This window comes from Neobacillus sp. NPDC097160 (genome assembly GCF_044762155.1).
In the GTDB taxonomy this organism is placed as follows: Bacteria; Bacillota; Bacilli; order Bacillales; family Cytobacillaceae; genus Neobacillus.
This window is the reverse complement of sequence record NZ_JBIWDU010000019.1, coordinates 37,187-57,998: the sequence shown is the minus strand read 5'-3', so window position 1 is coordinate 57,998 and position 20,812 is coordinate 37,187. Positions and strand designations below refer to the sequence as shown.

Sequence of the window (20,812 nt, the reverse complement as noted above, 5' to 3'; positions counted from 1 at the left end):
AGCTTTGATCAAAACAAGAATTGATTTACAACAAATAGAGGCTTTTTTATACAAAGAAGCAAGATATATTAATGAAAATAAGTTTGAAGAGTGGCTGGCATTATTTACACAAGACTGCCGATACTGGATTCCCTGCAACGACAACGACATTGACCCTGAAACACACGTATCGATTATCTACGACGATAGGATACGGCTGGAAGAAAGAGTGTGGAGGCTTCAAACAGGTCTGGCGTACGGTCAGCAGCCTCAATCGAAAACACGTCATCTCATTACAAATGTGGAAATACTTGAAGAGTTTGGAGAAAAAATAATTGTATCATCTAATTTCCTGCTTGTGGAATTAAGAAGAGGAATACAAACGATGTTTGCTGGCAGAAATGAGCATCATTTGCTCTTCGAAGGAAATGGTTTGAAAATCGGCTTAAAGAAGGTTGAATTATTAAACAATAACGAACCACTTGGGAACCTAAGTTTTATTTTATAAGGCTGCCTTATGATTGAGGGGTTTGCACTTTATGGAAACGGAAGCCTATCTGGGTAAGAAAACTGGTATTCATAGACCCAAACAAAGGCCATTACAAGATCTGACAACAACTAATGTCTCCTCCGGAATCATATCCGCTATGCTTGCAATGACGGGACCGCCCGCTATTATACTAGCAGCAGCTGATGCCGGACATTTTACACATGAACAAACGATATCCTGGATGTTTGCGGTATATTTTTTTGGAGGGCTCTTCAGTATCCTCTTTCCATTAATTTATAAAATTCCAATTACAGGGGCACATTCTTTATCTGGTGTGGCGTTTCTTGTTACAATTACCCCTTATTATTCATTTTCTGAACTAATTGGTGGATATATGATAACTGGGTTGATCATTTATATTGTAGGAGTTTCCGGGCTCTTCACAAAAATAATGAAATGGTTTCCTAATGAAATTATCGCAGCCATGTTAGGCGGAATGATTACAACCTATGTTGTTCGTCTAATATCATCAGTCAATGACTTAGCCATTGTTGGTATCCCAGCAGTGCTATGCTACTTTATTTTTATAAAATGGGTTAAGCGTATACCAGCTGTTCTTGGTGCGGTTTGTATTGCACTTCCAATTATACTTTTTACACAAAATATCGAAGTTTCAGCAATGGAAACTTCATATATTTTTCCTAGCGTATTTAAACCGGAATTTTCTTTAATTGGAATCTTTACAATATCAATACCGCTGGCACTACTTATATTAAGCAATGATGCAGCTCCGGGAATTGGTGCATTAGAAAGTACAAACTTTAAACCGCCAACCCAAAAAATAATATCAGCAAGCGGAATCTTTACAATGATAACAGCTTTCTTTGGGGGGCAAAGTGCAAACATTGCAGGAATGATGTCAGCAATATGTGCAAGTGATGAGACAGGTCCTAGAGAGAAAAGGTATATGGCATCAGTTGTTTCTGGTGTTTTGATTCTTCTATTCGGCATTTTCGCCTGGAAAATTATTCCTTTTATTAAAGCGTTACCAGTTTCATTTGTATCCATGTTGGCGGGATTTGCTCTTATAGGAGTGCTCGGATCAAGTTTACAAATGGGTTTTTCAAAGCAAAAATTCCGCTTAAGCTCAACGTTTGCCTTCGTCATTGCGTTATCAAATATTTCTTTTTTTCATATTAGTGCACCAGTTTTAGCTTTAGTAATGGGCTCCTTTATTGCAAAAGTCGTTGAAAAGCAAGATTAAGTATTGTAAATGATACGGGATAGCTGTTTTTTTATAACAAGGATATTAGTTAGTGCTAACTAATTAATGAAAATAGGGTAGGACTCTAACTGGTGAGGTAAAAAATGAATAGAATTCCTGTTGTGATTTTAAGCGGTTTTTTAGGAAGTGGGAAGACTACTTTACTATTAAAATTGTTAACTGAAACGAAAAAGTACGATTTTAATTACGCCGTGTTAATTAATGAACGAGGTAAGGTAGATGTAGACGGTTTGCTCGTTTCGAAGAGTTTTGATAGTGAAAAAATTGATTCCTTACTGGATGGATGTATATGTTGCAGCAAAAAAAGTGAAATTACACAAAGTATCGATGCACTTTTACAAAAAAAGCCCGATGTCATTTTTATCGAGTTAACAGGGGTGGCAAATCCCGAGGAGGTAGCAAATACACTCAATGAAAGAGAGATTATTGCCAAAGTAGAGTTGAAAAGCATCATTACAGTCCTTGATGCAGAGTTTCTACTTGATGCTCATTCCCATGCTTTCAAAGATACTTTGTATTATCAACTAGAATGTGCCAACCATGTTGTGATCAATAAAATGGATTTGGTTAGAGAAAGTGCAGGGGATGAAATCAAAAAGATCATCAAAAAACGGAACTCTGCTGCAGAAATAGAGTTTGCTCAATTCGGTGATATCGATTTTGAAAAGCTATTGAAACATATATTTTCCACCAATAATGTAAAGCAACACAGTCCAGATAAAGGGAATAGCATGCAAAAAAACTATTCCAGTATGACAACGTTGGTTCTACCTGCTGATCGTTCACTTACAAAAGCAGCTGTAAAGGGGTTTCTCACTAGGCATGCCGACAAAATCGTTCGTGCCAAGGGGTTTGTTCAGATTTTGGAGGAGGGGAAAACTACTTCAAATTTGTTTCAATATTCAGGTGTGAGAAGAATGGAATGGAAGTCAGAAAGCTCCGATCAATATTTTTTGATTTTAATAGGGATTGATCTTGATTCAGGTACGTTAAAGAGCGAGTGGTTGAAAACAATCGGAGCCCAACCTGAATTCGTATAGGACTTTTTAATTAAGGAGGATGGAAATGGGGAAAAGAATTTGGGACCAATATTTAGACGAAAGGGACCAAAAAGTTTATTATGGTGCCGGATTAGGTAAAGTAAATGGACTTGGCAAGAAACCTGCTTTAGTCATCATTGATGTAACGTATGGCTTTACAGGTGAAGAATCTGAGGAAATTGAACAGTCGATTAAAAAATACCCTACTAGTTGTGGAGCGGATGCATGGAAGTCAATCCCTTATATTAAGGAACTGTTGACTGTGTGCAGGGAGGTTAATATACCGATCTTTTATACGATTATTGAAGGACATAAACATAATTCAAATGAGAAAACAGCTATTAAAGGGAATGTTTTTGGACACCCGACATTAGTGGAAGGCGGAAAAGGAACAGAAATTGTCCAGCAGCTAAAACCGATTCCTGGAGAAATTGTTATTTCAAAAAAGAAACCAAGTGCATTTTTCGGAACACCTTTCATCTCGTATTTAGTTGATCAAAATGTTGATACATTAATCGTTGCTGGTACAACAACTAGTGGTTGTGTACGCGCTTCAGTCGTTGATGCGTTTTCCTACAATTTAAATGTTGTCGTTCCCGAAGAGTGCGTATTTGATCGTGGGATCACAACCCATGCCATGAACCTTTTTGACATGTCGCAGAAATATGCAGATGTCCTTTGTACCAATGAAGTGATTACAGCCCTGAAGAAAAAAGTCCAACATGCATAGTTTAAAATATTGTCTTTAGGAGGAAGAGTATGTTTGTTACGAAACACGATAACGAAATTTGGTTAGTCGATCAGTACCATCATTCGATACAGGCTGGTGAAGTAGCAAGTCATTGGGGAAATGAAGAATTCGCAGCACCTTCCCAATCATTAATTACTGCTGTTGAGAAGCATGATATTGGTTGGGTGGAGCCCGATAAAGAAGTTCTATTTAATGAAGAAACTGGGAGACCTATTAATTTCATCAATATTAATGTTAAGCAGCATGTCCAGTTTTATTCAAACGGGTATAAAAAAATGTTAGAAGAGGATCCTTATGCTGGTATGTTAATCGGAATGCATTGGATTGGCTTATATACGAGTCGATTTGGTTACGATCCAACGTTTACCTATAAAATTCCTGAAGATTTAAAGGACTTTATGCAAAATGTAGTCATTGAAACGCAAAAGGAATGGGTCGACGTTAAAATGAAATATTGGCAATTTAATGAAAAGCGCAGCGGATTTGAAGAGAAAATATGGATGGATTATGAATTTTTGCAATTAATGGATCGAATGTCACAACTCGTCTCACTAAATAGACTTCAAGATCAGGCAGAAGCGACGCTAGGCCCTGTTCGTAAAAATCAACATGGTGAAGGGATTCATCTTTCCGTTCAACTACCTGGCAATGGGTCAGTGTTCATTGAGCCGTTTCCGTTCAAAGAAGAATTTGAAACATCAGTTAAGGTTCGAAAAATCCCTGACAGAAAATATGAGAGTCATGAAGAACTATGTCAGGAAATAGAAAACGCTCCATTTGAAGTTATCAAATGGAAGATTAGGAAGAAGTGATGGAGGAGGTTAATAAATGACTAGACCAACACATGCCAAAGCAGCAGTTTTGACGGGAAAAGAACAACTTGAAATGATGGAATTTCCAATACCAGCGGTAGGAAAAGACGATGGTCTATTACGTGTAGAATCTTGTGGTGTTTGTGGGCTGGATAGTGAAGGGTATTTACACGGTGGAAACGCTGTATTTAAACTCCCTTGTATCATTGGTCATGAAATCGTAGGCTATATCGATGAAATTGGACCAGAAGCAGAAAAACGATGGAATGTACAAAAGGGAGATCGTGTCATTGTGGAGGAGTATATCCCATGTGGGCACTGTGATCCGTGTTTAACAGGAAATTATCACCTTTGCTTTGATTTAAGATATGGTGCGATGAGCATCCATAATGAGAAAACAGCACTCTGGGGTGGCTTCGCAGAATATATGTATTTGCATCCCCATTCTATTATTCATAAGGTAAGCGAAGAAGTACCTGCAGATCTATTGACACTATTTATCCCCATTTCTAATGGTGTTCATTGGGTTCAGCAGGTTGGAAATACCACCGTTGGAGATACAGTCGTCATCCAAGGTCCGGGACCAATGGGACTTGGAGCTGTAATCGGGGCTAAGGAAGCAGGTGCCGGAACCATTATCGTTACAGGCCTCTCAAAAGATGCTCATCGTTTAGCAATTGCGAAAGAATTTGGTGCAACCCATGTCCTTTATGCTGACAAACAGGATCTTGAAAAGGAAGTATCAAAAATTACGAATGGTAAGATGGCTAACACGGTGATCAATGCTGCAACAACCCCCATTCAATTCAAGGTATGTTTAGATCTAGCAGGATACCATGGGACAATTGTTCATTCAGGTACAGATCATTTTCTTACAGACGAAGTCATGTCTAGTAAAATCACATGGAAGCTTTTAACAATCAAAGGTGTACTAGGCCGTCCGAAAAAAGCAGTAGGAGTGGCTTTAAAGATCATTGAATCAGGCCGTTATCCGCTAGAAAAAATGATTACACATGAATTTGACGTATCTGAAACATTTAAAGCTGTAAATACCCATGCTAAAGGTTTGGATGGCTGTATACATGTTGCGGTATTGAATCAAGTAACAAATAAGGAAGGGGAAAAATCATGCAAAAAAACTATCGGGTTGGTTTAATTGTACCAAGTTCTAACACAACAATGGAGACTGAAATTCCTGCAATGCTTAATAGCAGAAAGGAATGGTTTCCAGAGGAATCATTTACCTTTCATTCTAGCAGAATGAGGATGCTGCATGTCACGAAAGAAGAATTAAAAAAGATGGATCTTGATAGTGACCGTTGTGCAATAGAACTCTCTGATGCCAAATGCGATGTGTTAGCCTATGCATGTTTAATTGCCATCATGTCCCAGGGTTCAGGATATCATGTATCCTCAGAAGATCGTCTATGTCAAGTTGTGAAAGGCAATAAAAGTATTGCTCCAGTTGTAAGTAGTGCAGGTGCACTTATTGAAGGAATCAAGGAAATTGGTGCTAAGAAAGTATCCATTATTACGCCATATATGAAACCGTTAACAAATATGGTGATTGAGTATCTAAATACGAGTGGCATTGAAGTCATTGACTCTATTAGTCTTGAAGTATCTGATAACCTAGAGGTAGGTAGATTGGATCCAATGAATCTTGTAAAACATGCTAGAAATTTAAATACGAACGGTGCAGATGCAGTTGTCTTGTCTGCGTGTGTACAAATGCCGTCCTTACCAGCTATTCAAATTGTTGAGGACGAAATTGGACTGCCGGTTTTATCTGCTGCAACATCAACGGTATATCAAATCTTGAAAAACCTTGGTCTAAAACCAGTTGTACCAAACGCTGGGAGGTTATTGGCAACAGAAAAATCCGTAATATCAAAATGATGAAAGAGGCTGTCCTGAAAAAGGCTGGCTTGTCCACGTTTGATTTTATTTATCTATTTGTAGCGTTGGAGTGCCCTGCTCTTTGTTTTGGGAAAGCCTCTTTAAATTGCTATTAAAAGGGTATCTTCATTAATAGAATCTGCTGGGAAAAATTTAACTGCAAAACCGAAAATGTCTTGAAAATTCCGAATGTTTAATTTATGATGTATTTAACAAGTTGTTCATAGTGATAAAGTAAATAGCACACAAATGTTAGTTAGTACCCACCAATTTAATTCAAACGGAGATTTTTCTTTTTCTGGCTATTAAGTTTTTCCAGTTCAATAGTGTGAAAGTCTATTATGAATACAATTTAAATAGAAGGGAGAGAACAAAATGGCGAAAATACTTGTACATTTAACACATGGTCCTTCTGCACCTACTCAGGCCGATCGTGCCTTTCTTATTGCAAGAACAGCAATAGAGGAGGGCCATCAGGTTTCAATGTTTTTAGCAGGGGCTGCTGTAGAACTCATCCGTGATGAAAATTTAAATAAAACACTTGGGATCGGAGAAACAGCTGTTACGTTAAGAGATTCAGTGGAGAAAATCATTAAGGGCGGCGGAAAGATTGTATTATCAAAAGTTTCCTGTGGAGCTAGAGGTATGGAAGAAGCGGATTTAGAAGGCAAAAAAGTAGAATTGGGAATGCCAAATGCACTCGTGAGAATGACTGTTGAAAATGATCGTGTGATTACCTATGGATAAACTTTATTTCGATTAACGCAGTATCACTAATTGATAAGAGTTAGGAAAATAAATATTATGTTTGTTAGTGCTAACTATAAATCAGGAGGATCATAAATAATGGAGTTAAAAGGAAATAGGGAATTTGGACACCAAGTAAAAGTCATTTGGAATGCGTTACATGATCCAGAAATTTTAAAAGAAGTAATACCAGGCTGCCAAAAGTTAGAACTTGTTGGTGAAAATGAATACGAAGTGGTCATGAAGCTGGGGGTTGCTGCTGTTAAGGGTGAATATGTTGGGAAAGTAAAGCTAGAGGAAATCGAAAAGTTTCATTATTATGTATTTAATGCCGAAGGAAGTGGTTCGCCAGGGCATGTAAAGGCGAAAATGGACTGCAAGCTCAACCCAACTGAAAAAGGCTGCGTTCTTGAATGGGATTGCCAAGCGGACGTGGGAGGCATGATTGCAAGTGTCGGAAGCAGGGTGTTGAGTGGCATTGCTAAATTTATGGCAGGGAAGTTCTTTAAAGATGTTGAGAAGGAAACTGGGAAAAAAAGTGCCTAACTAATTCCCACCCGATTTACATAGGGGAGGTTTAATAATGAAACCGGCAAAATTTGAATATTTACGACCAGCTACGATTGAAGATGCACTTCAATACTTAGCAGATTATGGGGAAGATGCAAAAATTATTTCTGGCGGACAAAGTTTAATTCCTGTTCTAAATATGCGGTTATCTACGCCGAAGTATTTAATTGATGTCAGCCGCATAAAAGAATTAAATTATATAAAAAAAGACGGTTCAGTCATTGCGATTGGCGCATTAACAAGACATTATGAGGTAGAAGAATCGGAGTTGATCAGTAGATATTGCCCACTATTAATTGAGGGCATGAAAAATGTAGGCCATCCACAAATCCGGAGTCGTGGAACGATAGGAGGAAGTATCGCTCATGCGGATCCATCTGCAGAGTTACCGTGCATCTTAAGTGCGCTGCGCGGGGAAATCGTAATTATCGGCCCAGAAGGGGAAAGGACAGTTCCAACAGACGAATTCTTCCTTACCTATCTTCTAACAACGTTGGAACCGACCGAATTAGTGAAAGAGATTAGGTTTCCTATTATAAACGAGAATTTTGGTTCCGCTTTCATAGAAATGACTAGAAGACATGGTGATTTTGCCCTTGTTGAAGTAGCGGCAGTAGTTGGACTCGATGAAAAAGGTTACTTCTCTTCTGTTCAATTAGCTGTTGGGGGTGCGGGACCAACACCCATCGTCTTAGATGACATTGAAGACTTTCTTATTGGAAAAGAGCCAACGGAACATGTAATAACGGAAGCTGTAGGTTCAATAGAAGACTATCTGGATCCTGAAGGTGATCTTCACTCCTCGGTAGAATATCGGGTTCATTTAGCCACAATTTTAACAAAGAGAGCATTACAGACTGCAATTAACAGAGTACCGAAGGGGATGATGGCATGACCCTCGAAAAGATCGAGTTAACTGTCAATGGAAAAAAAGTTATTAAAGATGTTGAATCGCGTCTTTTACTAGCAGATTTTTTACGTGAAGAATTAAGACTAACGGGTACTCATCTTGGGTGCGAACACGGAGTATGTGGGGCATGTACGGTAAAAATGGATAATAGGCCTGTCCGTTCATGTTTAGTCCTTGCAGTCCAAGCAGATGGAGCGGAAATTGAAACCGTTGAATCACTTGCAGCGGATAATGGCACGCTTCATCCACTACAACAGGCATTTTCTGATAACCATGCGCTGCAATGCGGTTTTTGTACACCAGGATTTCTCATGTCTTTAGTATGTGATTTGGAGAAAAACCCCTCACCGGATGAAAGTGAAATAAGAGAAATGATTTCTGGGAATTTATGCAGGTGTACGGGATATACAAATATCATCAAGGCAGTCAAGCAGTATACAACAGAAAACGTGTCAAATCAAAGGGTAGATAAGAAAGAGCAGGTAGCAGTGAAGTCATAATGAAAAGGGGTGAAATGATGACAAAGTATGTAGGCCAAAGTTACAAGCGGAAAGAAGACTATCGATTACTTACAGGTAAAAGCCAATTTGTCGCAGATATAAAGTTAACCGATATGGTTGAAGCAGTAGTGATTAGGAGCACATATGCTCACGCACTCATAAAAAATATTGATAAAACGGCTGCTGAACAACATCCAGGAGTTCACGCCGTTATTATTGCAAGCGATATTGAAGGGAAGGTAAAGTCGCTCCCTTCGCTTTCAGAGTTTTCTTTACCAAAAAGTTTAATAGATTCCATAAAACCTGTAATAAAACCTTGTCCTGAAGACTTGCTTGCGAAAAAGCATGTAGTGTATGTGGGGCAGCCAGTTGCAATCGTGGTTGCTGAAGATAGATATATTGCTGAAGATGCGGCGGCATTAGTGAAAATAGATTATGAAGCTATGCAGCCTGTTACAGATCCTTATAAGGGAATGGCTGAAGATGCTACAGTTATACATCCTTATTTAGGCAACAATGTTCAAGCACATTTTGACTTATCTATTGGCAACACGAAAGAGGCATTTGCAAAGGCAGACCATGTTTTAGAGACTAAAATTAAAACCCCTCGTGTTACAGCAAATCCAATGGAAACCCGCGGAGTAGTAGCTACGTATAACACAAGATTAGAAAGATTAGAAGTTTGGACATCTACACAAGTCAATTATATGGTAAGGACAAATTTATCCCGATTATTAAGTATAGACGAAAACAAAATAAGAGTGATAGCCCCTGATATGGGAGGCGGCTTTGGTGCAAAATGTGCAGTATATCCTGAAGAAATACTAATCCCATATTTATCTATAGTTTTGGAAAGACCCGTAAGATGGATTGAAGATCGATTAGAGCATATGTTAAGTACTAGACATGCCAGGGATCAAATTCACAAAGTCAAAGTCGCTTATAAGGACGATGGGACAATTACAGGAATTCAAGATGAATTTGTTGTTGATAACGGAGCATATAATCCTTTGTTATTAACCGTTTCCTATAATACAGCAGCACATATGAGAGGTCTTTATAAGATTGATCATTTTGACATTAAAGGATACTGTGTGTTGACAAACAAAGCACCAAATATTGCTTATCGTGGAGCTGGACGTCCGGAAGCAGTGTATGTAATGGACCGTATTATTGATATGGTTGCCGAACAATTAGAGGTGGATCCGATTGATATTATGTTGAAAAACATGATTAAGCATGAAGAGATGCCTTATGATCAAGGAATGTTTTATCGGGATGGTTTCAAACTCATTTATGATAGTGGGGATTACCCCGCCAGTTTTAAGAAAGCACTTGAACTAGCAGACTATGAAACATTCCGCAGTAAACAAAAGGAGTTAAAAAGCCAGGGGAAATACGTAGGCATTGGAATATCTTCCTTCGTAGAAGGAACTGGGATTGGTCCGTATGAGGGAGCAATTGTTCGTTTAGATGAAACAGGGAAGTTCATTGTAAGTGTGGGATCAACTCCACACGGACAAAGTCATGAAACCACATTTTCGCAAATTTGTGCGGATGAACTAATGGTGAGCCCAGATGATATTACTGTAAGAGCGGGTGATACAGATGTCGTTCCCTTCGGTGTAGGAACATTCGCTAGCCGCAGTGCGGTAACAGCTGGAAATGCGGTTCACATTGCTTCGGCAAAATTGCGTGAAAAAATCATTAAAATTGCAAGTGTGTTATTAGAGGAAAATACTGAACAATTATTATTGGAAAATGGGAAAATATTTAATCCATTAACACAGGATGTATTTGTCACATTCAACGATATCATTAGTGCTTCAAGACCCGGACCAAACTGTAAACTTCCTGAAGGTATGGATCCAAACTTAGAAACTTCTCATTATTTTTCACCAGAAACGGTTACGTATTCTTCTGGGTTTCATATTGCAATTGTCGAAGTTGATAAAGAAACAGGGTTTGTTACGATTGAAAAATATATCGTTGTAGATGATTGTGGAAGAATGTTAAATCCAATGATAGTAGCCGGACAGGTCCAAGGAGGGGTAGCTCAAGGGATTGGAGCCGCGCTTTATGAAGAAATTGTCTATAACGACTACGGTCAACTTATGACGGGAACATTTATGGATTATTTAATCCCGACTTCTATCGAAATACCAGATGTAATAATGGAAGATGTAACATCATTATCACCAAGGAATCCGATGGGAATTAAGGGGGTAGGAGAAGCAGGTACTATTTCTCCGCCAGCAGCAATTGCTAATGCTATAAGAGATGCCTTACATCCATTGAAAATTGAAATTACCGAGTTGCCGCTTAGCCCGAATCGAATATTCCATTTAATAAAAGAGGCAGAACATTCTCAGTGAAACGCTTAAGCTGCTTTAAGCGTGCTAAACACATAAAAAGGAATAGGTCTATTCATGCCTAAGTAGTCGCATAGTTCATTCAAAAGTACTGGGGGGTTGGAAATGGATTATCTTATATTTGGTATAGTTACAGGCAGTATTTTGATCATCGCTTCCATTGGGTTTTCTATGGTTTGGAAAACCGAAAACTTCTTAAATATTGCACACGGACAAACCTTATTAATTGGTGCATATTCTGCTTATTTATTCAAAGTGGTATTGAATCTTCCTTTTTTATTAGCAGCAATCGCATCAGTTATTTCGACAGCAATACTTGGGTTAGTTTTGGCGAAAATCTTTTATTTTCCAGTTCGAAAAAATGGAATTTTAGTATTATTGTTTACTTCAGTCGGACTTTCTTGGGTAATCTATGGTGTGGTCCAAGGAATTGTAGGTCCTGAAATCAGGACCTTTGGTTTAGAAACTAGTAAAATGATTGAATTATTTGGAACGCAAATCATTTCCTTCCTAGAGTTGAACATTATCATCACATCATTGGTTTGTATCGTTTCCCTTCATTTAATTCTTACAAAAACAAGAAATGGGAAAGGATTCAGGGCAATGGCAGAAAATCGTGACTTAGCCCAATTAAGAGGTATCAATTCGAAAAAATTATCAAATTATGTTTGGCTGTTATCTTCCGGTTTAGCAGGGTTAGCTGGTATTTTTCTGGCGATGACTGGTACGCTTAATATGGAATTGGGGTGGCACCAAATTTTAGTCATCATGTCAGTGGTAATCGTTGGAGGAATGGGGAACCTCTATGGTACAATGCTCGCTGCATTAATTATCGGATTGAGTATGGATCTAAGCACAATAGTTATTCCGACTTCCTATCGTACAGCCGTTGCGTTCATCATTGTCATTATCGTTTTACTTGTTAGACCGCAGGGATTATCAAGAGGAGGAGCATCATAATGGATATACTCGTCTTTATATCGGGGCTTGTTGCTTTAGGTGGAATTTATGCCATGCTGTCCATTTCATTAAATATTAATGGTGGTATTCTAGGATTGTGGGATCTGGGATTAGTTGGGTATTTTGCAATAGGTGCCTACTCATATACGGTATTGTCGACTGGAGCTCCGTATGGATTAGGTTTACCTATGATCGTAGGGATTATTGGATCTGCAGTGATAACAGGTTTATTCAGTCTATTTATCGGATTTACATCCTTAAGATTGCGAAGTGAATATTTGTTAATTACAACGTTTGCATTTGCTGAAATTATTCGAATCGTTGCGACGAATGAGAAATGGCTTACAAATGGAAATGTTGGAATGTTCGGATTGGCAAAGCCCCTTCAGGATATCATTCCAGGTGAAGTTTATATGGTGTTCTTTGCTGGAATAGTCCTTGTAACCTTAGCTATATTTTACTACTTTGCCCAAAGATTGGCTGAATCTCCAATCGGACGTTACTTAAGAGCTATTCGTGAAAATGAACAAGTAACTCAGTCTATTGGAAAGAAGATATTTAGTACGAAATTAAAGGTATTTGTTCTTAGTAGTTCGATGATAGGGGTAGTTGGCTGCTTTTACGTTTGGTATATGTCGATTATTGCACCTAATATGTTTGGTTCAGCTGTTACCTTTACCGTTTGGACTGCACTTGTTTTAGGGGGTATAGGGAATAACCGTGGTGCGATATTGGGGGCTTTCGTTCTTATATTTGTTCAAGAAGCAACCCGTTTCATCCCAGTGCCAGCCGAGTATAGTGTCCTTTTAGCGGGAATGCGTCAATTAATATCAGGTGCTATGTTAATTCTGGTTCTTCGATTCCTTCCGCAAGGATTGATTGCAGAGAAATTCAAATCCGTAGAAAAGTTATTGAAGTTTAATCAGGATAGAGGAATTGTGCTAACGGAAGGTGGCAGTCCAAATGTTGCTCGTAAATGGAATTAGTAAAAACTTTGGTGGTGTGCAAGCTGTTAAAAATGTATCGATGGAAGTCCATCAAGGGGAAATAGTAGGATTAATTGGTCCAAATGGTGCTGGAAAAACGACACTTTTTAATATGATCAGTCTTTTTCTTAACTCGAACAAAGGGAAAATTAACTTTTTAGATGAAGAAATTACGAATGTCAAGCCGGAAGATCTAGTTGGAAAAGGACTACTCCGAACATTTCAAACGCCTGTAGGATTTCCAAAACTGAGTATTCTAGAAAATTTAATGGTTGTGCCAACACAAAAGGGTGAAGGGATTTTTAAAACGTTTATATATAAGAAAAATATCGAAGAAACAGAAAAGAAAAATTACTATATAGTTTGTGATTTACTGAAACAGTTTAATTTATATGATAAAAGAAATGAACTAGCAGAAAACTTAAGTGCGGCTGAACTAAAATTATTAGAGTTATGCAGACAACTGATGGCTAATCCCAAAATAATGCTATTAGATGAACCGGCTTCTGGTGTTAATCCAGGTATGCTTGATAAAATGGTTGAACATATTTTACGACTTAGAGAAGAAGGAATGACATTTCTAGTTATTGATCATAATTTAGGTTTTATTTATCGGATATGTGATCGTATTTATTGTTTGGCAAATGGTGAACTGATTGCATCAGGCACTCCGGAGGAAATATCAAATAACGAGCAGGTAAAATCCGTCTATTTAGGAGTGAGCAATAATGAGTCTTCTTGAAGTGAAAGAAGCTGTTTCAGGATATGGAAAAATACCTATATTACATGATGTAAGTATTAAGGTGGAAGAGGGGGAATTGGTAGCAATAATAGGTTCAAATGGCGCAGGCAAGACAACGCTTATGCATACTATAAGTGGTTTGTTGCCTCTGATGAAAGGATCTCTTCGTTTATTTGATAAACGGATCGATAATCTGCCGCCAAGTGAAATTGCCAAAATGGGTTTAGGTTATGTGCCTCAGCGTAAAAATGTATTTAGAGAATTAAGTGTAAGAGAAAATCTTGAAATGGGAGCTTATACTCTAAAAAATCCACAAAGCAGAATTGAAGAGATGCTTGATATGTTCCCTCGTCTAAGAGAAAGAATAAATCAAAAAGCTGGTACATTAAGCGGTGGGGAAAGACAAATGTTAGCTTTATCAAGTGCATTAATTGTAAATCCAAAGTTACTCCTATTAGATGAGCCGATCACTGGGTTGGCACCGCAAATTATTAAAGGGTTAATAGAGTTGATAGTGGAAATACGCAATAAAGGAACTACCATCATCTGGGTTGTTGAAGAGAATCCAAAAGATGTCCTCATCCATGCAGATCGTGTTTACCTAATGGATTCAGGAGTAATAAAAATGGAGAGAACAGGAAGACAATTTATGGAAGAAGAAAATTTGGAAGAATTATTTTTAAGACATTAAGGGGGGAAACGAAGTGAGAAAAAAAATGAAAAGCCTATTTTTAATTGGTATGAGTGTTGCTGTTGTAAGTGGATGTACAAGTGCAGCTGGCAATACGACTGGGAAAAGTGCGAGTAAGAGCGGGGGTCAAGTAAATATTGGTTATTTAAGTGGTTTGACAGGCTGGCTAGCCTCATTCACGAAAGAAAATATGAATTCGATTATTTTAGCTCAAGAGGAAATAAATGAGGCAGGCGGTATTTTAGATGGAAAAAAAGTTAAAATCATTGATGTAGATACAGCTTCTACTGTTGAAGGGGCAATCAAAGGATATCAGAAGCTTGTAAGTGCTGACAAAGCTGTTACAGCAATTGGGCCTGAAACAGAGTCAATGCTTGCACTTTTAAGTGAAGCTCCAAAATCTAAAGTCCCAGTCATGTCACCATTTGCAGGTTCTACTGAATTAGATAAAGTAGGAGGAAATTATGCTTTCCGTACAGCTGCTTCCGATTCCGCCATTGGAGCTGTCAGGGCAAAAGTTTTTATGGAAAATGGGTATAAAGAAATAGCTGTTATGGTTGGCAACTATGAAGGAGCCCAAAGTGATGTCGCAATGTTTAATGAACTATATAAAGAAAATGGAGGAAAAATATTAAAAGAAGTTACTTTTAATACCGGACAAAATACGTATAATGGCGAATTAAAGAATATTGCCAATGTTAAACCAAACTTAGTCTACTATTCTGGTGGAATTGATACAGCCCCAATGATTTTCAAAACGGCGAAGCAAAAAGGTTACGACTGGTCTTGGTATGTAACACCTGACGTTGCAGTTCAAGAATTTATCGATGTTATTGGTAAAGATGCAGCAGAAGGTATTAGGACAATTATTCCAATGGAAGATGAGAAGAACATAGCATTTAAGACCTTTAATGAAAAATATAAAGCCCGTTTTAATGCTGCACCATCAAGTGGTTATTACAATGCTAATGCTTATGATCTTGTAATTGCTACTGCGCTTGCTATGGAAGCGGCAGGTGAAGCCAGTGGCTCAGCTATTAATGATAAAATTCGTGAAGTAACAAACCCTCCTGGTAAGGAAGTAAATAACTTTAAAGATGCTTTGAAAGAATTGAGAAAAGGTAACGATATTAACTATCAAGGAGCTTCAGGCCCTATTGATTTTGATGAACACGGAAATATTTCTTCATCGTATGCATTAATGGAAGTAGTCGATGGTAAATGGAAGCAAGTTAAGTTCTTCGCAGCTGATTATTTGGAATAAAAATTCAGAAGTTTCTAATAATTAATTCGAGGAACGTATATTCCTTTCATTGACAATCAATATGCGCTTAAAATATTATTACATTAAGCGACTAATATTGAGGTGGGAATTTTGGGTATAGATATGTCAGATACTAGTGATCGTCTATTGTATGCAGCAATAAATTTAATTGCTGAAAAAGGTTATAAAGCAGTTTCAACAAAGGAAATTGCAAAAGAAGCATCTGTTAGTGAAATGACATTATTTCGTCATTTCGGAACAAAGCAAGGTATATTAGAAGCGGCGATTGACCGATTCTATTATTCTACTTCGATGAAAGAACTATTTGAGAAAAATATTGTTTGGGATTTAGAAAAAGATTTGTTTATGATAAGTGAATCTTATCATAAACTAATGAAGAAAAATCAAAAGGTCATTCTAATTGCATTTAAAGAAGGGAATTCAATTGATGGGTTGTATAATCAAATTAATAAACACCCACGTCAATTAAAAGAACTTCTTATCTATTACTTTTTAGAAATGCAGCAACAAGGAAAGATAAAATTCGATGGCAATGTTGAAAGTTTGGCAATGACCTATTTGTATATGGTGTATGGCGAATTTGTTTCACGTCATTTTGTAGAAGGTCATCAAATTACTTCAATAGACAGCGATGAATTTATTTATTCTGCAGTTCAGTTATTTGTTAATGCACTGAAAAAAAGTGATTAATAACTTTCCAACGTATGAAAGTTAATTAAATTACAGACATTTTGTCAAATGTTTGTGAGTTATTGCAAACTAACTTTTACGTTACAAAAATAATATAATTGGGGAATAGCCTTAATTATACCATTATTCTCCAGAGTGATTTCAAAAAGAGCGAACAGATTCTGTTCGCTCTTTTATTAAGAGAAAACAGTTTACACTTTATAGATTGTGATAATAACTCTTTCATCCAAAAAGCGTAGTTCATACAAGCGGTTTTTTTTCTGGGAAAAATGGCTGGGTGTTCTGTTGAATAAATTCCCAAGCGGGGGAAAAAATATGAATAATTATTAAATCCAGTCCATCACATAGGAGCCATGTGAAATGAATATTGCTGATATATTTGTCATCATTGTATTTGTCTTTTTGGTACTTGTACTATTTGCGATTATTGCTTTTATCGGATATTTACTTATTTTCGACCGAAATCAAAAGAGGCACTCTATTTTAAGGAATTTTCCTGTATTGGGCCGGATACGCTATTTTTTTGAAAAAATTGGTCCGGAAATGCGGCAGTATTGGTTTAACAGTGATACGGAGGGTAAACCGTTTTCCAGGGATGATTATGAGCACATCGTAAAGAGTGCCAAATATCAGCGGGATGTTGTTGGATTTGGATCCAAACGTGATTTTGACGAAGAAGGCTTTTTCGTTCGAAATGATATGTTTCCAAAATTAAACGAAGAAATCAAAATGGATCACGAAACTACTGTTACCACCAAAAAATATATTTTGCTAAAAGATCCCCTGTTTACGGATAGGGAGGAAAAGTGGGAAGATGATGAATCACTCGCCAACTTACTTCATGATGACGATGCGGTGGTCATTGGCCCAAATACCAAATACCCCTTTGTGGTTAAAAGCCTGATTGGCATGTCAGCGATGAGTTATGGGGCATTGGGGAAAAATGCTATTACTGCTTTATCTAAAGGCTTAGCTTTGGCAAAGGGCACCTGGATGAACACTGGGGAAGGCGGTTTGTCTCCTTACCACTTAGAGGGCGGAGTCGATATCATTATGCAGATTGGTCCGGGTCTGTTTGGCATCCGTGATAAAAATGGTGATGTAGATTGGGATGAATTGAAACGAAAAAGCGAGATTCCGCAAGTGAAAGCATTCGAAATCAAACTGGCTCAAGGAGCAAAAACGCGCGGTGGGCATATTGATGCGGAAAAGGTCAATCCAGAAATTGCTGAAATTCGGAAAGTGGAACCCTACAAATCTGTAGACAGCCCAAACCGGTTTAAACAATTCGGCGATATTGCCTCCATGTGTGATTTTATTGAAAAAATTCGCAATCATACAGGAAAACCGGTTGGAATGAAGATTGTCATTGGAAGCAATGATAGCGCGGAAGAATTGGCAAGATATATGAAGGAATCTGGAAAAGGCCCGGACTTTATTACCGTAGATGGGGGTGAAGGCGGTACAGGAGCATCTTATCAGGAGTTAATTGATAGTGTGGGCCTGCCAATTAAATCAGCCCTCCCTATTTTAGATTTAACTTTGAAAAAATATGGTGTGCGTGACCGCGTGAAAATCATAGCTTCAGGTAAACTGTTCACCCCCGACCGAATTGCCATTGCATTGGCATTTGGCGCAGATTTAGTTAATATTGCCCGTGGATTTATGATTACAGTGGGCTGTATACAAACATTAAAATGTCATTCCAATGCTTGTCCGGTTGGTGTTGCTACAACTGACCCAGACATGCAAAAAGCCCTCGTCATAGATGAAAAGAAGTACCGTGTCGTCAACTATTTAGTTACCCTAAGACAAGGACTATTTCGTATCGCTGCGGCGGCTGGTCTGGATTCGCCGGTTCATTTCCGCCCGCAGCATATTTGTTATAAGGATGACAAGGGTGTTGTCATTTCTCTAGAGAGGGTCCTCGCTGAAATGGAACAACAGATTAGTTAAAGCAGGGAACTACTAGACCTTTACGGTTTTCATTGCCCGAATGGTAGTACTTTCATTCGATTTGGTTAATATAACCGGGTTTCATTTACCGTTTGATAGTACTCATCATCAACCGTATCTCTCATTTATAAAAACACAAGAGAAATACATCCTACATAACTATAAAATCAGTGGAGATGGTTGTTATCTTCTTGAATGTAAATTCCCATCTAATGAACTGTTAGATCAATTTTTGGTAGACTTAAACAAGTATGCAAATTATAAATTATCGATGGTTATTAAATAAAGTGTGCATTTTAGTGGGAATTTTACAAAAACTAAATAAACTCTTGGCAATGAATTAATCATCCTGTAATCTCCGTTTGTTAAAATCAATGATAAATAAGGTTATTAAAGGAGAGAGGGAAATGAAAAGGTTAAGGAAAAAATTCATATTACCGGTTGCCACTATTAGTTTGGCAGCGGGGCTGCTTGCTAACACCACTCACCAACTTCCTGTACAGGCACAATCCAACGAACTTCTGCAAATACATAATGAAAAAACGGCTCTGCCGCTTGGAATTCCTAGCCTGCAAGAACAAAGAACGACAAAGACTTTGGCTCCCGGAGTGACTTATACAAAAGTGATCCGCGGGAAAGTATCAGCCAAGGACTATTACACAGTCGATGCAGCATTTGTTGAAACACATGAACAGGCGAAAGCTTTATCGAAAAAATTAAAAGAGGATGGCTTTGAAAATATTCAAATTAACAAGGTTTCAGATCGGGCAATGGATGACCAAGCAAAAGGGCCGCTCGGATATGTAGTCCGTACCGGCAGTTTTCAACAAGAAACGGAGGCCAAAGAATTACAGCAAAGGCTGGCAAAGCAAGGCTACACAGGTCTGCGGGTTGTCTATACTGGTGAAGATGGCGGGAAAACTACAGGGCCATGGGTTGTCAATATCCTTGAAGTAAATCCGGCCGGCTTCCATGGAAAGCTGCAGCCCGTATTAGCAAATGATCAGATAATTGGAAAAGAGACCTTAACCCAAATGGCAGGAAGGAATAACACGATCGCCGGAATTAATGCCGGGTATTTTGTAGTTGGAGCGAATGATGGTACACCAGGCGATCTGGCCGGAATTTCAGTGATCAATGGAAAACTGATAAGTGAGGCAATCAATAGCAGAACCAGCCTGCTGCTCTCGCCTACTGGCTTGAATACTGAAATTGCAAAGATTTCTACTTCTATTCAAGCCATTTCATCCGACGGGGCAGTAAGAGAGGTTGATGGACTAAACCGCAAGCCAGGGCTGATCCGAAATTGCGGCGGTGTCGGTGGAGACACAACAACAGAAAAGCCAAAGCATGATTTTACCTGTAAGGATGACAGCGAGCTTATCCAATTTACGCCGGAATTTGGCGGAAAAACGGAATCGGGTATAGGCGTTGAAGCTGTCATCAATGATGCCGGCGTTGTAACGGATGTCCGCAATGAACGGGGCACTGAAATTCCTGAGAACGGCTATGTCCTCGCGGCAACAGGAGATGCAGCAGATTGGCTTAACAGTCATGCAAAAATAGGCATGAAAATTCAAATCAACAGTGAGCTTTTAGCGGATGGGAAACCAGTAAAATTAGATTCGACAACCAATATCGTTAATGGCGGGCCGCGTTTAATCAAAAACGGCAATATTTCCATTAATGCAGTGGAAGAAGGATTTCATTGGCAAGAGGATTCCGGGTTTTATTATCGCTTTGGGGAACGCCGCAATCCACGGACCCTCGCTGGAATCAAGGAAAATGGCAACCTCTTATTCGTGACCATCGATGGCCGTGCACCGGGATGGAGTGTGGGAGCCAGTTTTGAAGAAAGTGCCGAAGTCATGAAATCATTAGGAGCGGTAGAAGCAATTAATCTCGATGGTGGCGGATCAACCACCATGACAGTGGATGATGATTTAGTGACAAGGCCATCTGATGCAGCGGGAGAACGCCCAATTGGCGATGGGATCCTTTTAGAAAAATAATAATATACTAGTCTGATAAATAAACCTGAGAACCAGCCTGGCAGCTTGAACTGCCAGGCTGATTTCATCTACCCTTTAAAAGGGAGTTTTTACTAGCAAACGGATATATATAGATGCTGAAAATCCTTTGTCTCT

The 20,812-nt window shown here is 38.4% G+C and carries 20 protein-coding genes and 1 pseudogene; all 21 read left to right on the top strand.

What is annotated here, in order from left to right; all coding sequences use genetic code 11:
- Window positions 1-4 precede the first annotated feature (4 nt).
- Window positions 5-487: an aromatic-ring-hydroxylating dioxygenase subunit beta gene (locus ACIQXV_RS23585; RefSeq protein WP_402962791.1), complete on the top strand. Its 483-nt coding sequence runs from the start codon at window positions 5-7 to the stop codon at window positions 485-487.
- Between the two features lie 31 nt (window positions 488-518).
- The gene (locus ACIQXV_RS23580) at window positions 519-1,733 is read left to right on the top strand and encodes a benzoate/H(+) symporter BenE family transporter (RefSeq protein ID WP_402962788.1); all 1,215 of its coding nucleotides are present in this window, start codon (window positions 519-521) and stop codon (window positions 1,731-1,733) included.
- A 104-nt stretch (window positions 1,734-1,837) separates the two neighbouring features.
- Window positions 1,838-2,794: a CobW family GTP-binding protein gene (locus ACIQXV_RS23575; protein ID WP_402962786.1), complete on the top strand. Its 957-nt coding sequence runs from the start codon at window positions 1,838-1,840 to the stop codon at window positions 2,792-2,794.
- 25 nt (window positions 2,795-2,819) lie between these two features.
- The gene (locus ACIQXV_RS23570) at window positions 2,820-3,524 is read left to right on the top strand and encodes an isochorismatase family protein (protein ID WP_402962783.1); all 705 of its coding nucleotides are present in this window, start codon (window positions 2,820-2,822) and stop codon (window positions 3,522-3,524) included.
- Between the two features lie 29 nt (window positions 3,525-3,553).
- Window positions 3,554-4,357 carry a DUF3891 family protein gene (locus tag ACIQXV_RS23565; RefSeq protein WP_402962781.1) on the top strand — a complete coding sequence of 268 codons (804 nt, stop codon included), beginning with the start codon at window positions 3,554-3,556 and terminating at the stop codon, window positions 4,355-4,357.
- A gap of 16 nt (window positions 4,358-4,373) precedes the next feature.
- Complete coding sequence (locus ACIQXV_RS23560) at window positions 4,374-5,513, top strand: zinc-dependent alcohol dehydrogenase (RefSeq protein ID WP_402962779.1); 1,140 nt, start codon at window positions 4,374-4,376, stop codon at window positions 5,511-5,513.
- Window positions 5,486-6,256, top strand: a complete 771-nt coding sequence (locus ACIQXV_RS23555; protein WP_402962776.1) for a maleate cis-trans isomerase family protein — start codon at window positions 5,486-5,488, stop codon at window positions 6,254-6,256. The genes ACIQXV_RS23560 and ACIQXV_RS23555 overlap by 28 nt, the downstream gene beginning before the upstream one ends.
- A gap of 375 nt (window positions 6,257-6,631) precedes the next feature.
- Window positions 6,632-7,003 (top strand): DsrE family protein, encoded by a 372-nt coding sequence (locus tag ACIQXV_RS23550; RefSeq protein ID WP_402962774.1) that lies wholly within the window; start codon window positions 6,632-6,634, stop codon window positions 7,001-7,003.
- A gap of 99 nt (window positions 7,004-7,102) precedes the next feature.
- Window positions 7,103-7,549, top strand: coding sequence for an SRPBCC family protein (locus tag ACIQXV_RS23545; protein ID WP_402962771.1), 447 nt, complete (start codon window positions 7,103-7,105; stop codon window positions 7,547-7,549).
- A gap of 37 nt (window positions 7,550-7,586) precedes the next feature.
- Entirely contained in the window at window positions 7,587-8,468 is an 882-nt protein-coding gene (locus ACIQXV_RS23540; protein WP_402962768.1) for an FAD binding domain-containing protein, read from the top strand.
- Window positions 8,465-8,983 (top strand): (2Fe-2S)-binding protein, encoded by a 519-nt coding sequence (locus ACIQXV_RS23535; protein WP_402962766.1) that lies wholly within the window; start codon window positions 8,465-8,467, stop codon window positions 8,981-8,983. The genes ACIQXV_RS23540 and ACIQXV_RS23535 overlap by 4 nt, the downstream gene beginning before the upstream one ends.
- Before the next feature lie 17 nt (window positions 8,984-9,000).
- A complete protein-coding gene (locus tag ACIQXV_RS23530; protein WP_402962763.1) occupies window positions 9,001-11,358 on the top strand; it encodes a xanthine dehydrogenase family protein molybdopterin-binding subunit in 2,358 nt (785 codons plus the stop codon).
- 102 nt (window positions 11,359-11,460) lie between these two features.
- The gene (locus ACIQXV_RS23525; RefSeq protein ID WP_402962760.1) at window positions 11,461-12,315 is read left to right on the top strand and encodes a branched-chain amino acid ABC transporter permease; all 855 of its coding nucleotides are present in this window, start codon (window positions 11,461-11,463) and stop codon (window positions 12,313-12,315) included.
- Entirely contained in the window at window positions 12,315-13,301 is a 987-nt protein-coding gene (locus ACIQXV_RS23520; RefSeq protein WP_402962758.1) for a branched-chain amino acid ABC transporter permease, read from the top strand. Before ACIQXV_RS23525 ends, ACIQXV_RS23520 begins: the two co-directional genes overlap by 1 nt.
- Window positions 13,279-14,043, top strand: a complete 765-nt coding sequence (locus ACIQXV_RS23515; protein ID WP_402962755.1) for an ABC transporter ATP-binding protein — start codon at window positions 13,279-13,281, stop codon at window positions 14,041-14,043. Before ACIQXV_RS23520 ends, ACIQXV_RS23515 begins: the two co-directional genes overlap by 23 nt.
- Window positions 14,030-14,734, top strand: coding sequence for an ABC transporter ATP-binding protein (locus ACIQXV_RS23510; RefSeq protein WP_402962752.1), 705 nt, complete (start codon window positions 14,030-14,032; stop codon window positions 14,732-14,734). The genes ACIQXV_RS23515 and ACIQXV_RS23510 overlap by 14 nt, the downstream gene beginning before the upstream one ends.
- A 13-nt stretch (window positions 14,735-14,747) precedes the next feature.
- Window positions 14,748-15,998, top strand: coding sequence for an ABC transporter substrate-binding protein (locus ACIQXV_RS23505; protein ID WP_402962750.1), 1,251 nt, complete (start codon window positions 14,748-14,750; stop codon window positions 15,996-15,998).
- 111 nt (window positions 15,999-16,109) lie between these two features.
- Entirely contained in the window at window positions 16,110-16,709 is a 600-nt protein-coding gene (locus tag ACIQXV_RS23500) for a TetR/AcrR family transcriptional regulator (protein ID WP_402962747.1), read from the top strand.
- Between the two features lie 360 nt (window positions 16,710-17,069).
- Window positions 17,070-18,665: an FMN-binding glutamate synthase family protein gene (locus ACIQXV_RS23495; RefSeq protein WP_402962744.1), complete on the top strand. Its 1,596-nt coding sequence runs from the start codon at window positions 17,070-17,072 to the stop codon at window positions 18,663-18,665.
- Between the two features lie 97 nt (window positions 18,666-18,762).
- Window positions 18,763-18,951 (top strand): annotated as a pseudogene (locus tag ACIQXV_RS23490) (Lrp/AsnC ligand binding domain-containing protein); the annotation flags it as partial.
- Window positions 18,952-19,072: 121 nt separating this feature from the next.
- Entirely contained in the window at window positions 19,073-20,677 is a 1,605-nt protein-coding gene (locus ACIQXV_RS23485; protein ID WP_402962741.1) for a phosphodiester glycosidase family protein, read from the top strand.
- Window positions 20,678-20,812 lie beyond the last annotated feature (135 nt).

Excerpts from the sequence above, each read along its gene's own strand:
- ACIQXV_RS23555 (WP_402962776.1), top strand. The coding sequence starts at position 5,486 with ATGCAAAAAAACTATCGGGTTGGTTTAATTGTACCAAGTTCTAACACA.
- ACIQXV_RS23575 (WP_402962786.1), top strand. The coding sequence starts at position 1,838 with ATGAATAGAATTCCTGTTGTGATTTTAAGCGGTTTTTTAGGAAGTGGG.
- ACIQXV_RS23510 (WP_402962752.1), top strand. The coding sequence starts at position 14,030 with ATGAGTCTTCTTGAAGTGAAAGAAGCTGTTTCAGGATATGGAAAAATA.
- ACIQXV_RS23570 (WP_402962783.1), top strand. The coding sequence starts at position 2,820 with ATGGGGAAAAGAATTTGGGACCAATATTTAGACGAAAGGGACCAAAAA.
- ACIQXV_RS23545 (WP_402962771.1), top strand. The coding sequence starts at position 7,103 with ATGGAGTTAAAAGGAAATAGGGAATTTGGACACCAAGTAAAAGTCATT.
- ACIQXV_RS23560 (WP_402962779.1), top strand. The coding sequence starts at position 4,374 with ATGACTAGACCAACACATGCCAAAGCAGCAGTTTTGACGGGAAAAGAA.
- ACIQXV_RS23515 (WP_402962755.1), top strand. The coding sequence starts at position 13,279 with ATGTTGCTCGTAAATGGAATTAGTAAAAACTTTGGTGGTGTGCAAGCT.
- ACIQXV_RS23530 (WP_402962763.1), top strand. The coding sequence starts at position 9,001 with ATGACAAAGTATGTAGGCCAAAGTTACAAGCGGAAAGAAGACTATCGA.
- ACIQXV_RS23580 (WP_402962788.1), top strand. The coding sequence starts at position 519 with ATGGAAACGGAAGCCTATCTGGGTAAGAAAACTGGTATTCATAGACCC.
- ACIQXV_RS23485 (WP_402962741.1), top strand. The coding sequence starts at position 19,073 with ATGAAAAGGTTAAGGAAAAAATTCATATTACCGGTTGCCACTATTAGT.
- ACIQXV_RS23540 (WP_402962768.1), top strand. The coding sequence starts at position 7,587 with ATGAAACCGGCAAAATTTGAATATTTACGACCAGCTACGATTGAAGAT.
- ACIQXV_RS23535 (WP_402962766.1), top strand. The coding sequence starts at position 8,465 with ATGACCCTCGAAAAGATCGAGTTAACTGTCAATGGAAAAAAAGTTATT.
- ACIQXV_RS23495 (WP_402962744.1), top strand. The coding sequence starts at position 17,070 with ATGAATATTGCTGATATATTTGTCATCATTGTATTTGTCTTTTTGGTA.
- ACIQXV_RS23520 (WP_402962758.1), top strand. The coding sequence starts at position 12,315 with ATGGATATACTCGTCTTTATATCGGGGCTTGTTGCTTTAGGTGGAATT.
- ACIQXV_RS23525 (WP_402962760.1), top strand. The coding sequence starts at position 11,461 with ATGGATTATCTTATATTTGGTATAGTTACAGGCAGTATTTTGATCATC.
- ACIQXV_RS23550 (WP_402962774.1), top strand. The coding sequence starts at position 6,632 with ATGGCGAAAATACTTGTACATTTAACACATGGTCCTTCTGCACCTACT.
- ACIQXV_RS23565 (WP_402962781.1), top strand. The coding sequence starts at position 3,554 with ATGTTTGTTACGAAACACGATAACGAAATTTGGTTAGTCGATCAGTAC.